The sequence below is a fragment of the Acinetobacter sp. YH12241 genome (assembly GCF_013417535.1).
In the GTDB taxonomy this organism is placed as follows: domain Bacteria; phylum Pseudomonadota; class Gammaproteobacteria; order Pseudomonadales; family Moraxellaceae; genus Acinetobacter.
The window spans coordinates 35,443-49,131 of sequence record NZ_VPDQ01000020.1 but is presented as its reverse complement, the minus strand read 5'-3'; the positions used below and the strand labels follow the sequence as shown (position 1 = coordinate 49,131).

The following is a 13,689-nucleotide window of genomic DNA, read 5'->3' as shown; positions in this document are numbered from 1 at the left end:
ATTTTCTGACAAATATTTCTCAAATAAACTTCGAGTAATTTCTACCATTCAATCAATGAAAATAATTTCGATCAATCAACCAGTAAAAATCCACACAAGTTGTTCTTCATAATCTCTTAATGATCTTACTTAAAACCTCGTCAGTTTTAAGCTCCAACCCAATCACTTAACGTTTCGTTTCATGCATTGCGTTGGTGTGCTGCGTATTCTATACAGTTTCCGAACCAGTGCAAGAGCTTTTCTTAAAAATATTCAAAAAAGCGCATTGTACGTTTATTTTTTAATCTGAATTGCTATTTTTAGCAGTTTTAATGCTTTTTTCCAGTCACTTTTGGCCTGAAATTTTAAGCAAATGTGAATTTCGACTGGTTTAGTTTTTATTAAAAGGGATCGTTGCATACGATCCCTTTTAATATTGAACAATAAATTTTAATTTTCCTGCTCGCCAAGCCAATTCATAAATTTTTGTCGTTCAGCTTTAGATGCCTGCTTCCATAACTGAATTAATTGCTGATCAAGCTGACCAACTGATGCATTTTCCTGAACGTTTGCAGTAGCAATATTCGGTGTACTTGCAGTTTGAGTGTAGACCGCTGCCGGCTGATTTGTTGGAGTTATTACTTTATTCGTTGTCAAATCCACAGATTTTCCTAAAACACTTTGCCCTATTAATGGTTTCACTGCATCTTTTGCTCCCGCCTGCTGAACCAGAAGCTGATTTTTTGCATTATATAAACCAATAATTGGCTGATCTTTATATTTTTTCGCTTCATCAAAGTTTTTAGGCGCATTAATTAAAGCCAATTTATAAGCTTCACCATCTTTAAGTTCTGGTGTTTTTATGGTTACTACGCCAGATTTTAAAATGTCATGAGAATTGTCATTATGCTGGAAAAATTCAGTATAACGAACGCTAATCGCATTCGTACCAGCATCCAGTTTATAAGTTTGATCTGAGCGCAATAGACCTGAACGTACTTCCTGATCATTCACTGCGATTATCTTGATTTCTTCAGGTACGGTTAATGTCACGGCTGAAAAAGCGGATGTGCTGCTCAATAATGTAACTACAGCTGCTGTGATACGTAAATCCATTTCACTCACTCATCCTGGTTAATATATAAAATTTTCATTGCACTATGCCGTGTATGAATGACAATTATATGACAAATGCTTTGTCTCTACAGCAATTTACTCAGCATTTATCAGACTATCTATTTTCTGATTTCTGCTATATCACACATAAAAAAAGAAGTACTTAACAGTACTTCTTTCTCATCTCTAAATCGATTATGCAAAGGTCTTAAATCGCTCTGCATCATCCATAAAGGTTTTTTCACCTGGAGGCGCTTCGATTGAACCAAATACCAATTGAGCACGAAGCTTCCAGTTTGATGGAATACTAAATGTTTGCGCCACTTCTTCATCAATGATCGGATTGTAGTGCTGTAGTGATGCGCCAATATTATGTTCAGCCAAAGCTGTCCAGGTTGCAAACTGCGCGATACCGCTAGCATGCTCTGACCAGATCGGGAAATTATCTGCATATAGCGCAAATTTTTCTTGCATTCCTTTAATGACATTCTGGTCTTCATAAAACAGTGCAGTTCCATAACCTGCCGCAAAACCATCTATTTTGCTATTGGTAGCCTCAAAAGCATCTGCTGACACCAGGTCGCGTAAAGTTTCACGCACAATATGCCAGAAAGTATCATGTGATTGACCAAACAAAATCACCACGCGTGAAGATTGCGAGTTAAAAGATGATGGACTATGTTTCACCGCCTCTTTAATGATGTTCTCAATTTCTGCCTGATCCAGGCTGACATTTTTCCCAATAGCATAAATACTACGGCGTTTTTTAATATGATCTAGGAATGCCATGATCTCACCTCGTTCTATTCTGATTATTTAAAACCGATAAGATCATCCTAAGCATTTTCACTGCCTAAAACAGTCTTATTTCGATAACAATGTGTTTTATTTATAGAACATTCTCAGAGATGTTAAGGTTGATCCTTTGTATCAGTCACCTTAGCACATACTAATTTCAAGAATCACAGGTCTTAGCTAAATACCTGGAAGCTGTCTGGGTTTACAGACTCAATTTTATCTTCTATTGCTTCTTCAATTGAACCGAAACAGAGCTGAGCACGTAGCAACCAGTTTTCATCAATCTTAAAATGCTCAGCTACAGGGTGATTGATCTGCGCATTATAATGTTGCAAAGAAGTACCTAGACCAGCATCTGCCAGCGCAGTCCACGCAGCAAACTGTACCATGCCAGAAGTCTGCTCTGACCACAGTGGAAAATCATCGGCACTAAATGGAATCTTTTTCTGTAATTGCTGAATGGCACGCTGATCTTCATAGAATAGAATCGTGCCATAGGCATTTGCACATTGATCCAGCTTGATTCTAATCCCTTCATAGACCGATGCCGGCACATGCTGGCGTTGAATGTCTTTCACAATATTCCAGAATTGATGATGTGAATCGGCAAATAGCACGATAATGCGTGCACTTTGTGAATTATAGGCTGAAGGACAACTATGCACAGCTTCCTGAATCAGCTCGGTCAGATAAGCCTGACTGTAATGCACACGCTTACCTAGCTGATAGGTCCCACGGCACTTTTTTAATTTCTCAACAAAAGTGAATTCTAAATTTTCAACTGCTTTACTTTTTTTAGGAAATTTAAAATCCTTAGTCAGGTCAGTTGTTAATACCTGTCCAATTTTATTGAGTAATGCCATTTTCTACCCTCTACATATAGCCTGAACTTCAATCACCAGGAAAATCCCATACAATTATAATGGGTTTATTCAGGCAGGCAGGATTTGCTATTTTTTTCATGCTGCTTTTTAGAGCATTCAAACTCCTTAAAAACAAAAAACTCCGCATTTAGCGGAGTTTATGTGACGCAAGTTGCATTAATTATTTTTCAGTTTCAAACAATGCCGCAACGAATGATTTTGCCGAGAATGGACGCAAGTCATCAATTTTCTCACCTACACCGATAAAGCGAATCGGTACATGGGTACGGCTGGCAATATTAAACAGCACACCACCTTTTGCAGTACCATCCAGCTTGGTAATGGTTAAACCCGTTAAACCTACTGCTTCATCAAACATTTCAACTTGATTAATGGCATTCTGTCCTGTACCGGCATCCACCACCAGCATCACTTCATGTGGCGCAGTCGCATCAATCTTCTGCATGACACGTTTAACCTTGGTCAATTCCTGCATCAGGTGACCTTTGTTATGCAAACGGCCTGCAGTATCTGCAATTAAAACATCCACACCTTTGGCACGTGCACTTTCGAAAGCATCAAAAATGACAGAAGCAGAGTCAGCACCATGACCTTGGGCTACGACGGCGATATTGTTGCGTTCACCCCAGATCTGTAACTGCTCAGTTGCAGCAGCACGGAAAGTATCACCCGCAGCCAGCATGACTTTTTTACCTTCGCCTTGCAGACGTTTTGCGAGCTTGCCAATGGTCGTGGTTTTACCTACACCATTTACACCCACGACCAGAATTACATATGGATTTTTGTTTGGATCGATATGCAGCGGTTTTACACGCGGAGCCAGCAGAGCGACCAGTTCTTCCTGAAGCGCTTTATACAGCGAGTGAGAATAAATCAGGTCACCGCGTGCAGTACGTTCAGTCAAATTGGCAATAATCGTTTTAGTCGCATCAACACCGATATCTGCAACCAAAAGCTGTTCTTCAACTTCTTCTAATAATTCATCGTCAATTTCTTTGCCACCAATCAGGATATTGACCATCCCATCGGCAAGATTTTTACGGGTTTTGGTTAAACCCTCTTTCATACGGCTAAAGAAACCGCCTTTTGTAGCAGGTTCTTCTTCCTGAGCTTCTGTCGCTACAGGTGCAGAAACCTCAGCAGTTGCGCTTGGTGTTTCTACAATTGGCACATTAACCGCAGGTAAACTCGGTAACGTGACATCATCATCTCCGATATCAGCATCAATCAAAAATTTGTTTTGCCCATTAGATTGCTGTTGCATGCCGAATCCTTGAAAAGCATTGCGTTAAAAAATTGAATTCTAGCATAACTTGCAGTGTTTTGAGCGGGCAATCCAATCCATGAATAAACAACCAAAAAATAACAGTGTTTGGTTGCTTTCAATACAAGATTTCTGAAAAATAATCCTAAATACAAATATCTATTCATTGGAAGACTTTGTGTCCCTATCTTTTTTTGCTATCTCCTCCTTATCCAGAATCATCAAACAGCGGATTTCTCCAGTCGCAGTACTCATCCTGAGTTTCGGTTTTAACCCCGTACATGCCGCAACCCAGAGTGAATTATCCCGCACCACCATCGAAACATATTTAGGTAATGGCTTAAAAGTCATTATCCGGGAAGATCACCGCTCCCCGATGGTGATGACACAGATCTGGTATAAAGTCGGCAGTAGTGACGAGTCCGGCAATATTCTGGGTGTCTCTCATGCTTTGGAACACATGATGTTTAAAGGCACCAGCAAAGTTCCCAATGATGAATTTACCCGGTTAAGCCGGATTTATGGTGGCAGTATTAATGCCGCAACCTTTACTAATTACACGAACTATTATCAGCTCTATCCCAAAGCCTATTTTCCGATGGCGCTCGAACTTGAATCTGACCGCATGAACAACCTCTTGTTACGCCAGCAAGATTTTGATCCAGAAATTAAAGTGGTAATGGAAGAACGTCGTCAGCATACTGATGATAATCCGCGTGCCCAGGCATTTGAACGATTTAGATGGATCAGTTACCCCACCAGCCACTATCGCCAGCCCGTGATTGGTCACATGAAAACGCTCAATAATATTCAGCTCAGTGATGTTAAAAAATGGTATCGAGACTGGTATAGCCCGAATAATGCCATTCTGGTGATTGTCGGGTATGTTGACGTTCAAGAAGCTCTCGTTCAGGTACAGAAATATTTTGGCGATATTCCGGCACGTCCCACACCCTCACGTAATGATGTACTCGAGTTTGAGCGCTTAGGCTATCGTCATATGGAAATTGAGAGCAATGTTCAGGTGCCTAACCTGTATATGACCTGGAATGTGAAATCTCTAGCTACCGCCAAGAATCCTCAAGATGCCTACGCCCTAACCATTATTCGCAGCCTGCTGGATAGCGGAATTTCTTCTCGTTTGCAGGATCGTCTGGTTCGCGACCGCAAAGTGCTTACTTCTGTGAGTGTGTCTTATGATCCTTATAACCGTGGAGACAGCCTGTTTGGTATTTCCGCACTTCCGGCTCCAGGTGTAAATCTGACAGAAGCACAAACGGCCATCCAGAAAGAAATTGATTTATTAAAAACTGAAACTATTTCTGAGCATGAACTGGCACGGATCAGCACACGCTTTATTTCAAATCTGATTTATAGTCAGGACAGTCTGAGCGGACAGGCCAAAATGATTGGAAACCTTGAAGTAAACGGATTGAGTTACCGCCTGATGGATGAACTACCTCAGCATTATGACAGTGTCCGTGCAGAGGATATTCAGCGGGTTGCTAATGCCTATTTTGTCCGTGAAAATTTAAGTACGCTCTACCTTTTGCCTGAACAGAAAGCTCAATAATGGTTATTACAATGTCTAAAGTTCGCTCTCTTATCCTTTTAACCAGCTTAAGCCTCAGTTCAATCCTTTGGGCAGAAAATTATTTAGATACCCAACCTGATCTGAATGATAATCCCAGTCAGTTACAAGCTATTCCTCTCCTGCAAAGTTTAAAAAACATTAATCAAAAGCAGGCATTTCAGGCGCCTTTTATTCATGACCTGAATAATCGTTACAAAGTTCGCACCTTATTTGTTGAAACCCGTGATTTACCTATGGTCGATATTCAACTGACCTTTAATGCCGGATCAGCACGAGATCAGGAAATTGCTAAAGGTCTATTTGGTTTATCCAGCACAGCAGCCAAACTGATGCGCGAAGGAACAGATAAATATACGGCTACACAGGTGGCTTCTGTCTTTGATGCCACAGGCGCACAATTTAGCGTGCAGGCTTATCGCGATATGTTTGTCATTCGCCTGCGAACTTTGTCAGATCCCAAGAAAATGGAACCTGCCTTGGCCATGATGATGGAAGTTCTCAAAAATGCCACATTCAAGCCTTCCAGCATTCAGCTAGCACTCAGCAATACTCAAGTAGGACAAAAACAGCTTCAGGAAAATCCAAGCAAGCTGATGGATATCCGGTTTTATCGGGCATTGTATGGACAACATCCTTATGCCGAACCCATTACCGGCACCATTGGCAGTACCAAAAAAATTACGGCTGATTTACTGAAAAAATTCCGTGACCAGTTTCTGGTGGCACAAAATATGAATATTGCAATTACTGGCAAACTGAGTCCTAAACAGGCACTGGAACTTTCTGAACGAATTGCAGGCAATTTGCCTCAAGGACAGAAAGCTATTGCATTAACTGAACCTGAAGAAAAATCGGGTTTTGATATCGTGCATTTGCCTTATAACTCATCCCAAGCGCATGTGACCTTCGGCCACTTAGGACCAAACCGTTTTACTGAAGATCGGCTTGCTCTAGAAGTGGCTAATCGCATGTTTGGTGGTAGCGGATTTAATGCAGTATTAATGCAGGAATTAAGGGTAAAACGCGGCTATACCTATGGTGCTTATAGCACATTCAGCTTTAGTCAGGCACCCGGTATATTTAGCTTCCGTTATTCGACTAGACAAGATCAATTACTGGATAGCATTCAGGTCGCACATCAGGCTTTTATCAATTTTGTAAATCAGCCGATTGATACTAAGCGACTGGAAGAAACCAAGGCCGGGATGTTAAGAGCATTTCCGAATAATTACAGCAGCAATGCCACAATCAATGCCCAGTTAGGCACAATGGGCTTTTATGCAGAGCAAGCCGACTATCTGTCACGCTATCCAGAACGTCTAGCCAAAATTACCGCTGCAGATGTGCAAAATGCCGTGCGCAAACATCTGCATCCAGAACACTTGACACTGGTCGTGGTAAGTCAAGAATTAGATAAAGAAGCATTAAAACTACGATTGGAACAGAACCTGTTAGATCCTTCTACACCACTGCCGAATACGATTCCAATACCTAAGGCATCTCCACAGAAACCGGCGGAAGCTGACGAGCCCGTAGAGATTCCTGTTGATACGCCTGCATCAATTTAAGATATTGACCGCGATGGATGCGTTGCTGTTGCAGCAAAGTCTGAGCCATATCCTGGGTTTGAGGTAAGCTCTGCTGTTCTGCAAGTTCCTGAAGTAAATTAAATTGGGAAGTCGTCAGTGGACGATAAATGGCAAATGTAGCCAGACATAAAATTAATGCCACAATAAAAATAACAACCGCATTATAAATTTGTTCAAGCTTAATTTTATTCAGAAAATCGCTTAATTTTTTGCTATCTATAGCCATACACTACCTCAAGTTGCAGCTAGTGTATGGCTGGGCCCCATGAAGTTCAAGTCAAAGATTGAATGACCAGTATAAATACACATCTCGATATGACTATAAATCGATTAGGATTTCAACAATTCGTACACACTCCAAGCAATGACCATTGCCACCAGACCTAAGACCAGTAAAATTGCAAACTTGCTCAAGCCGGCTTCTGCTTCAGGTGGATGCAGTCGATCTTCATCTGCAATTCGGACCAATTCATCATTATAGTGACTATAAAACTCTGCACGCTGGGTTTCGTCCAGAGCGCGGGTAAAATCATAAACTTCTTTACGTTGAGCCAGACTGTAATCACCTAGATGGGTATATTTGTCATAAATTGCCTCATCCAGTTTTTTACGGTGTACATGCGCCAATTCTGTAATCTGACTGGCTGTTGGGGGCATATCAAAACTGAGCCCTTCAAGAGTTCTTTGCATCATGTTGTTCTCCTTTTCTTTTGTTCTATTGTTAAAATCTATACCAACCAAACTTCCAAGTGTGTATAGTTTGATCGTACAAACTATAAATTAAGTAAACAGGAAAGCTGATATAGTTGACTTTTCCATTATTCTGTAATATTAGTTTAATAATATTAAGTTATATTTGTATTTAGACTTAAAAGTCTATCCGAAATCATAATTAAAATTAAGGAGTTTTTATATTATGCAGAATATCTCTCAACATGATTTGGAACATCTGTATGCAGATGCAGTGAATACCATTCAATCGCAAATGAACTTTGTCGATGCAGTAAAACAATTAGAAGATGCAGCGCGCGCCGGTCACGGTAAAGCAGCTCTCTTTTTAGCTGAACTGTATTATCAGGGTTTTCGTGTAGAACGAGATTCACTCAAAGCACAATACTGGCAGAACATGGCCACCATGCAAGCCTGAAGAAACGTCACCTCGGTGACGTTTTTTTATGCCATTTTTTCGAAATACTGCAATTAAGACATAATTTATTACGATTGCTTGCAAAGCTGAAACAGTAATTTCACTGGAACTTTCTAGAATAGAGCTGAACTCTAATAGCACTTTATTTTAACGACAATGCGAAAAATTATTCAATACGACCCGATTTGTAAAAACTTTCTTTTGAGGCTGACCATCCTCAAATCTATGATGTATTGCGGCGTTTTGTGGGGCGTCTATCATCAGGGTTGGGCGATGATGCGTGATCAGGAAGATTATATTTTTCCATTCTGGCTTAATTCTCTGGATGCCAAAAATTATGCCAAGGAACATTGGCCAGGTTATGTACCCCGTAGAATCAACCCGGAAGATTTCGAAAACAACTTGTTACCTACACTGTCCCGACTAGCCGTGACACCTACTTTATGTAGCGGCAATGGCACTAAACTAAAGTTATCCATTCCACAGATGCGTCACCTGTTTTTTTCACAACAAAGACTGCACTTTGCCTAAAAACATGTTATTTATAAAGACATAAAATAGACACCTAGAGATGTTCAGCTGGATACATACTCTAGGACTAATAATAATTAGATAAAAAGGACTCAATAGAATGACCAACGTAGCACAAGTGCTCGGTGATAAAGTACATCAGGCAGTTTATACCATCCGTCCAGACTCTACAGTTTTAGAAGCAATTAGCCTGATGGCAGAAAAAGGAATCGGGGCGCTGGTCGTTACCCACGAAGATAGTGTGGTCGGCATTTTGTCAGAGCGTGATTACACCCGTAAAATCGCATTGATGCAAAGAACCTCTTTTGATACCACGGTCAATGAAATTATGACACCTAAAGTCATAACCGTGACTTCTGCAACTTCTGTTGAAGACTGCTTAGCATTAATGACTGACCGCCATTTACGCCACTTACCTGTAGTTGAAAATGACAAACTGATTGGCCTGATTTCGATTGGTGACTTGGTCAAAGCTGCAATGGAAGATCAACGTAAGCTGATTGATCAGTTACAACAATATATTTCAGGCTAAAATTCTTTCTTAGTTGAATACGTAAATTAAGACTCAAACTCAAAATGTCATTACAAACAAATGACAATGCCATATCAAAACCAGATTAGATATAAAAAATCCCAGCCTTAAGACTGGGATTTTTTGATTATTAGATCAAATTAAAGACCGAGTTTCTCTGCGACATAGTCAGAGTCTTTATCACCACGACCTGAAAGATTCACTACAATCTTAGTCTCTTTAGGCAGTTTACCCGCTTCACGAATTGCCCAAGCCACTGCATGTGAACTTTCTAATGCTGGCACAATTCCCTCAACGCGTGACAGGGTCATAAAGGCATCCAGACACTCCTGATCTGTTGCTGTAGTGTATTCCACACGACCTAGATCTTTCAGCAGGCTGTGCTGTGGCCCTACGCCTGGATAATCCAGCCCAGAAGCAATCGAATGCACAGGTAAAGGCTCACCCTGCTCATCTTCGAGTACATAACAGGCCATACCATGCAACTGGCTTGGTTTACCCAAAGTCAGCGTTGCGGAATGCTTATCAGTATTTAAGCCATGACCTGCAGGCTCTACCCCCACCAGTTTCACTTCTAGATCATTTAGAAATGCCGTGAATGCACCCATAGCATTTGAACCACCACCCACACATGCCACCACATAATCTGGGTTTGCACCGAAGCGTTCATTGGTTTGAACCTTGATTTCATCGCCAATAATGGACTGGAAATCACGCACCATCATTGGGAATGGATGTGGTCCTACCACCGAACCAATCGCATAGATATAGTTTTTCGGATCTTTCAAGTATTCTTCAAAAGCACTGTCGACTGCATCTTTAAGGGTCGCAGTACCACGCGTCACAGAAATCAGCTTAGCACCCAAGATTTTCATCTTTACGACGTTTGGATGTTCTTTTTCGATATCCACCTGGCCCATATGAATTTCACATGGAATACCCACCAAAGCACATGCAGTAGCCAATGCTACACCATGCTGACCTGCACCGGTTTCTGCAATGACTTTGGTTTTACCCATATATTTCGCCAGCAGTGCTTCACCCAGGCAGTGATTGATTTTATGTGCACCGGTATGATTCAGGTCTTCACGTTTTAAATAGATCTGTGCTCCACCTAACTGGTCAGAAAGGCGTTTAGCATGAAACAAAGGGCTAGGACGGCCGACATAGTTAGCAAACAGGTCTTTTAATTCATTTTGAAATTCTTCAGTTTGACGGATTTCCTGATAGGCAACATTGATGTCATCCATGGCCTGTTTTAGATCCGGTGGAATGAACTGACCGCCATATTGACCAAAGAAACCCTCTTCATTGGGCAACGCAATACCATTAATTTGATGAGCCATAATAATTCCTGAATAATATTGGAATAAGGTATAACAAGTGACTTTATACTAGAATAATTCGTTTTAAAGCACTAATAACTATAGATAAAGTCACTTATAGATAAATGGAATCAACGCGCCAGATATTTGGTCATATCCTCAATACCTTTTAAGGTCATTGGAAACATATGATCTTCAAAGATTTGCCTAATCAGGCCAATGGTATGCGTGTAATGCCAGTATTTTTCTTCTTCAGGATTGAGCCAAGCAGTTTTATCAAAATGCTGACGCAGACGCTGTAACCAGACCTGTCCTGCCTCATTATTCATATATTCGACCGACCCACCGACGGAGTTCAACTCATAGGGTGCCATGCTGGCATCACCCACTACAATCACCCGGTAATCCCGTCCATAGGTATTGAACAGATCCCAGGTGTTCATGCGCGAACTGGAACGACGGACATTATCTTTCCAGACATAGTCGTATAGACAATTATGGAAATAGAAATATTCCAGAGTCTTAAATTCGGTCTTAGCGGCGCTAAACAGTTTTTCACACTGAGCGATATGCGCATCCATTGATCCGCCGATATCAAACAGCATTAGTACTTTAATACGGTTACGACGCTCCGGCACCAATTGCACATCCAGAATCCCCTGTTTGGCGGTTTCACGAATAGTACTATCAATGTCCAGTTCTTCAGCCGCACCCTGACGAGCGAACTTACGCAAACGGCGCAGTGCAATCTGCATCTGACGACTACCAAGAATCTGATCATCATCCAGATTACGGTATTGACGCTGTTCCCAGACTTTGACGGCGGAACGTTTACGCCCCGGCCCGCCAATGCGCACACCTTCAGGATGATCACCATAGGCACCAAATGGCGATGTGCCACCAGTACCAATCATCTTATTCCCGCCCTGATGTTTTTTATGCTGTTCGCGCAAGCGTTCTTCCAGCATTTTCATCAGTTCTTCCAGCGATCCGGCTTTTTTCAGTTCTTCACGCTGTTCAGGGGTTAAGTGCTTTTCCAGAAGTTCCAGATCAAACCAGTCTTTGGGTAGTTTATGCACCTGATTCAGTAGTTCATCCAGATCAAAAGTCGCGATACCATCAAAGTAATCTTTCATGGCGCGATCGAACTTGTCGAAGTAGCGCTCGTCTTTGACCATCACAGTTTTAGCAAGCTGATAGAACTCGCCCTGATCAGCAAAAACCACGCCTGCCGCCACCGCTTGATTCAGATCAATCAGCTCACGGGTGGAAACTGGTACGCCATATTTTCTGAGGGTATAAAACAATCGCACAAACATGCGTGTTTCTCCCTTAGCGACGCGACATAAAGGCTAGACGTTCAAGCAGTTGTACATCCTGCTCATTTTTGATCAGCGCGCCGTACAAAGGCGGAATCGCTTTGGACTTGTCGGTATTTCTTAAAATGTCTTCCGGCATATCATCTGCCATGAGTAGGCTTAGCCAGTCGATCAGTTCTGAAGTTGAAGGTGGTTTTTTCAAGCCTGGAATCTGACGTAACTTGAAGAAGACTTGCAGAGCTTCATTCACCAGCGTTGCTGAAATATTCTCAAAATGCACATCGATAATTTCACGCATGGTCGCTTCATCCGGAAACTCGATATAGTGGAAGAAACAACGGCGCAAGAAAGCATCTGGAAGCTCTTTCTCGTTATTTGAAGTGATGATGACAATCGGACGCTGGGTAGCAGTAATGGTTTCACCCGTTTCATAAACGAAGAAAGACATCTTGTCGAGTTCATGCAGCAAGTCATTTGGGAACTCGATGTCTGCTTTATCGATCTCATCAATCAGCAATACACAGCGTTCTTCACTGGTAAATGCTTCCCAGAGTTTACCCGGCTTGATGTAGTTCTTGATGTCATAAACGCGATCATCACCTAACTGACTATCACGTAAGCGTGATACCGCATCATATTCATACAGGCCCTGCTGTGCCTTGGTCGTTGATTTGATATGCCAGGTAATCAGCTTCAGTCCAAGGCTTTGTGCCACCTGTTCAGCCAACAAGGTTTTACCTGTACCCGGCTCACCTTTAACCAGCAAGGGTTTTTGCAAACTACGCGCAGCTTTCACAGCTAGTTTTAAACTGTCAGTGGCAATGTACTGATCCGTACCTGAGAATTGTTGAATATCAGCAGACATGATTGAACCTTATTTTTCTATTTACAGCGGTGAACTTTTCTTGTTTGACCCAAGACCCGTTTTACTGGATGCATAGGTCGACCAGCAATAGCCAATCACAGACCCGATACCAATGACAAATAAAATAAGTGACGCATTAATCCAAACGAGTTCATATTCCTTGGTCAGAATACCAAACAGCAGCCCGAAAATAGCAGGTGCAACTGAAGCATTACTGCCTTCAGAAACGGTTGGGGTTAATAGCACGGCAAAGGCTAACAACCATAAAAAACCGCCCATTGCCTTTGGCATGCGCTTGGTCACGCCATACCAGCAGGCTAACGCAATCAGACTGCCCAGCAGATACACTGCAAACGCAATACTCTGGTCAGGAATTGAGTCCAATACAGCTACAAAACCATTCATTTCACAACTCCTGAACTGAGCTTAAGCCCCACGAAGACCTTCTGGCGCTGGCGCATTCGGGTTAATCAAACCTTCTGGTGGCATTTGCAGGAAGAAACCACGAGTAGAAATTGAATCCATCACATGTAAAACATTGGCACGTGCCAGTTTACGCGATTCACTCAATTCAAGATGCATGACAAAAGTCGCACGACCAAAAGCAACACGTACCGGTTCAGCCAATACCTCTAGTGGTTCAAATGTTTCGGCTTCGTTCTCATCTGCAGGACGCGCCACATAAAGATACATTTCATCTTTTTTGCTAGATTTGTAGATAGACACTTGCATGTTTCAAACGACTT

General features: G+C 41.8%; 16 protein-coding genes. 5 read left to right on the top strand and 11 right to left on the bottom strand.

Annotated elements, in window-relative coordinates:
• Positions 1-429: 429 nt before the first annotated feature.
• From FTV18_RS11435 to ftsY, 4 genes are all read right to left on the bottom strand, one after another.
• Positions 430-1,095 carry a DUF2057 domain-containing protein gene (locus FTV18_RS11435; RefSeq protein WP_180018754.1) on the bottom strand — a complete coding sequence of 222 codons (666 nt, stop codon included), beginning with the start codon at positions 1,093-1,095 and terminating at the stop codon, positions 430-432.
• A 195-nt stretch (positions 1,096-1,290) separates the two neighbouring features.
• On the bottom strand, positions 1,291-1,884 hold the full coding sequence (locus FTV18_RS11430; protein WP_166134838.1) for a nitroreductase family protein: 594 nt from the start codon (positions 1,882-1,884) through the stop codon (positions 1,291-1,293).
• Between the two features lie 182 nt (positions 1,885-2,066).
• Positions 2,067-2,756, bottom strand: a complete 690-nt coding sequence (locus tag FTV18_RS11425) for a nitroreductase family protein (protein ID WP_180018752.1) — start codon at positions 2,754-2,756, stop codon at positions 2,067-2,069.
• A gap of 181 nt (positions 2,757-2,937) precedes the next feature.
• Positions 2,938-4,041: a signal recognition particle-docking protein FtsY gene (gene ftsY, locus FTV18_RS11420; RefSeq protein WP_034171087.1), complete on the bottom strand. Its 1,104-nt coding sequence runs from the start codon at positions 4,039-4,041 to the stop codon at positions 2,938-2,940.
• Positions 4,042-4,273: 232 nt separating this feature from the next.
• Between ftsY and FTV18_RS11415 the strand changes: the two genes are divergently transcribed.
• Both FTV18_RS11415 and FTV18_RS11410 read left to right on the top strand, forming a co-directional pair.
• Positions 4,274-5,614 carry a M16 family metallopeptidase gene (locus FTV18_RS11415; protein WP_373686952.1) on the top strand — a complete coding sequence of 447 codons (1,341 nt, stop codon included), beginning with the start codon at positions 4,274-4,276 and terminating at the stop codon, positions 5,612-5,614.
• Between the two features lie 11 nt (positions 5,615-5,625).
• Complete coding sequence (locus FTV18_RS11410; protein ID WP_180018747.1) at positions 5,626-7,203, top strand: pitrilysin family protein; 1,578 nt, start codon at positions 5,626-5,628, stop codon at positions 7,201-7,203.
• On the opposite strand, the gene FTV18_RS11405 is transcribed toward FTV18_RS11410, so the two are convergent.
• Together FTV18_RS11405 and FTV18_RS11400 are read right to left on the bottom strand one after the other, a co-directional pair.
• Positions 7,127-7,450: a hypothetical protein gene (locus tag FTV18_RS11405; RefSeq protein ID WP_180018745.1), complete on the bottom strand. Its 324-nt coding sequence runs from the start codon at positions 7,448-7,450 to the stop codon at positions 7,127-7,129. The genes FTV18_RS11410 and FTV18_RS11405 overlap by 77 nt on opposite strands.
• Positions 7,451-7,554: 104 nt before the next feature.
• On the bottom strand, positions 7,555-7,917 hold the full coding sequence (locus FTV18_RS11400; protein ID WP_081402667.1) for a hypothetical protein: 363 nt from the start codon (positions 7,915-7,917) through the stop codon (positions 7,555-7,557).
• A gap of 220 nt (positions 7,918-8,137) precedes the next feature.
• Here FTV18_RS11400 and FTV18_RS11395 point away from each other — a divergent pair, with 220 nt between their 5' ends.
• The 3 genes from FTV18_RS11395 to FTV18_RS11385 all read left to right on the top strand — a co-directional run bounded on the left by FTV18_RS11395 (position 8,138) and on the right by FTV18_RS11385 (position 9,434).
• A complete protein-coding gene (locus FTV18_RS11395; RefSeq protein WP_034171084.1) occupies positions 8,138-8,371 on the top strand; it encodes a hypothetical protein in 234 nt (77 codons plus the stop codon).
• Between the two features lie 156 nt (positions 8,372-8,527).
• Entirely contained in the window at positions 8,528-8,902 is a 375-nt protein-coding gene (locus FTV18_RS11390) for a DUF2750 domain-containing protein (protein ID WP_034171083.1), read from the top strand.
• Positions 8,903-9,002: 100 nt separating this feature from the next.
• Positions 9,003-9,434: a CBS domain-containing protein gene (locus FTV18_RS11385; protein ID WP_125279146.1), complete on the top strand. Its 432-nt coding sequence runs from the start codon at positions 9,003-9,005 to the stop codon at positions 9,432-9,434.
• Between the two features lie 140 nt (positions 9,435-9,574).
• On the opposite strand, the gene trpB is transcribed toward FTV18_RS11385, so the two are convergent.
• The 5 genes from trpB to FTV18_RS11360 all read right to left on the bottom strand — a co-directional run bounded on the left by trpB (position 9,575) and on the right by FTV18_RS11360 (position 13,675).
• Positions 9,575-10,780: a tryptophan synthase subunit beta gene (gene trpB / locus FTV18_RS11380; RefSeq protein ID WP_180018333.1), complete on the bottom strand. Its 1,206-nt coding sequence runs from the start codon at positions 10,778-10,780 to the stop codon at positions 9,575-9,577.
• A gap of 110 nt (positions 10,781-10,890) precedes the next feature.
• Positions 10,891-12,078 carry a VWA domain-containing protein gene (locus tag FTV18_RS11375; protein WP_180018331.1) on the bottom strand — a complete coding sequence of 396 codons (1,188 nt, stop codon included), beginning with the start codon at positions 12,076-12,078 and terminating at the stop codon, positions 10,891-10,893.
• 13 nt (positions 12,079-12,091) lie between these two features.
• Positions 12,092-12,943 carry a MoxR family ATPase gene (locus tag FTV18_RS11370; RefSeq protein WP_104426039.1) on the bottom strand — a complete coding sequence of 284 codons (852 nt, stop codon included), beginning with the start codon at positions 12,941-12,943 and terminating at the stop codon, positions 12,092-12,094.
• Between the two features lie 21 nt (positions 12,944-12,964).
• Entirely contained in the window at positions 12,965-13,348 is a 384-nt protein-coding gene (locus FTV18_RS11365) for a hypothetical protein (RefSeq protein WP_180003755.1), read from the bottom strand.
• Between the two features lie 21 nt (positions 13,349-13,369).
• On the bottom strand, positions 13,370-13,675 hold the full coding sequence (locus FTV18_RS11360; RefSeq protein ID WP_004783715.1) for a YcgL domain-containing protein: 306 nt from the start codon (positions 13,673-13,675) through the stop codon (positions 13,370-13,372).
• Positions 13,676-13,689: the final 14 nt, after the last annotated feature.

Bases quoted from the DNA above. Each gene is read 5' to 3' on its own strand.
- FTV18_RS11360 (WP_004783715.1), bottom strand. From the start codon at position 13,675: ATGCAAGTGTCTATCTACAAATCTAGCAAAAAAGATGAAATGTATCTT.
- FTV18_RS11365 (WP_180003755.1), bottom strand. From the start codon at position 13,348: ATGAATGGTTTTGTAGCTGTATTGGACTCAATTCCTGACCAGAGTATT.
- FTV18_RS11375 (WP_180018331.1), bottom strand. From the start codon at position 12,078: ATGTTTGTGCGATTGTTTTATACCCTCAGAAAATATGGCGTACCAGTT.
- ftsY (WP_034171087.1), bottom strand. From the start codon at position 4,041: ATGCAACAGCAATCTAATGGGCAAAACAAATTTTTGATTGATGCTGAT.
- FTV18_RS11400 (WP_081402667.1), bottom strand. From the start codon at position 7,917: ATGATGCAAAGAACTCTTGAAGGGCTCAGTTTTGATATGCCCCCAACA.
- FTV18_RS11385 (WP_125279146.1), top strand. From the start codon at position 9,003: ATGACCAACGTAGCACAAGTGCTCGGTGATAAAGTACATCAGGCAGTT.
- FTV18_RS11370 (WP_104426039.1), bottom strand. From the start codon at position 12,943: ATGTCTGCTGATATTCAACAATTCTCAGGTACGGATCAGTACATTGCC.
- FTV18_RS11430 (WP_166134838.1), bottom strand. From the start codon at position 1,884: ATGGCATTCCTAGATCATATTAAAAAACGCCGTAGTATTTATGCTATT.
- FTV18_RS11390 (WP_034171083.1), top strand. From the start codon at position 8,528: ATGCGAAAAATTATTCAATACGACCCGATTTGTAAAAACTTTCTTTTG.
- FTV18_RS11425 (WP_180018752.1), bottom strand. From the start codon at position 2,756: ATGGCATTACTCAATAAAATTGGACAGGTATTAACAACTGACCTGACT.
- trpB (WP_180018333.1), bottom strand. From the start codon at position 10,780: ATGGCTCATCAAATTAATGGTATTGCGTTGCCCAATGAAGAGGGTTTC.
- FTV18_RS11435 (WP_180018754.1), bottom strand. From the start codon at position 1,095: ATGGATTTACGTATCACAGCAGCTGTAGTTACATTATTGAGCAGCACA.
- FTV18_RS11410 (WP_180018747.1), top strand. From the start codon at position 5,626: ATGTCTAAAGTTCGCTCTCTTATCCTTTTAACCAGCTTAAGCCTCAGT.
- FTV18_RS11405 (WP_180018745.1), bottom strand. From the start codon at position 7,450: ATGGCTATAGATAGCAAAAAATTAAGCGATTTTCTGAATAAAATTAAG.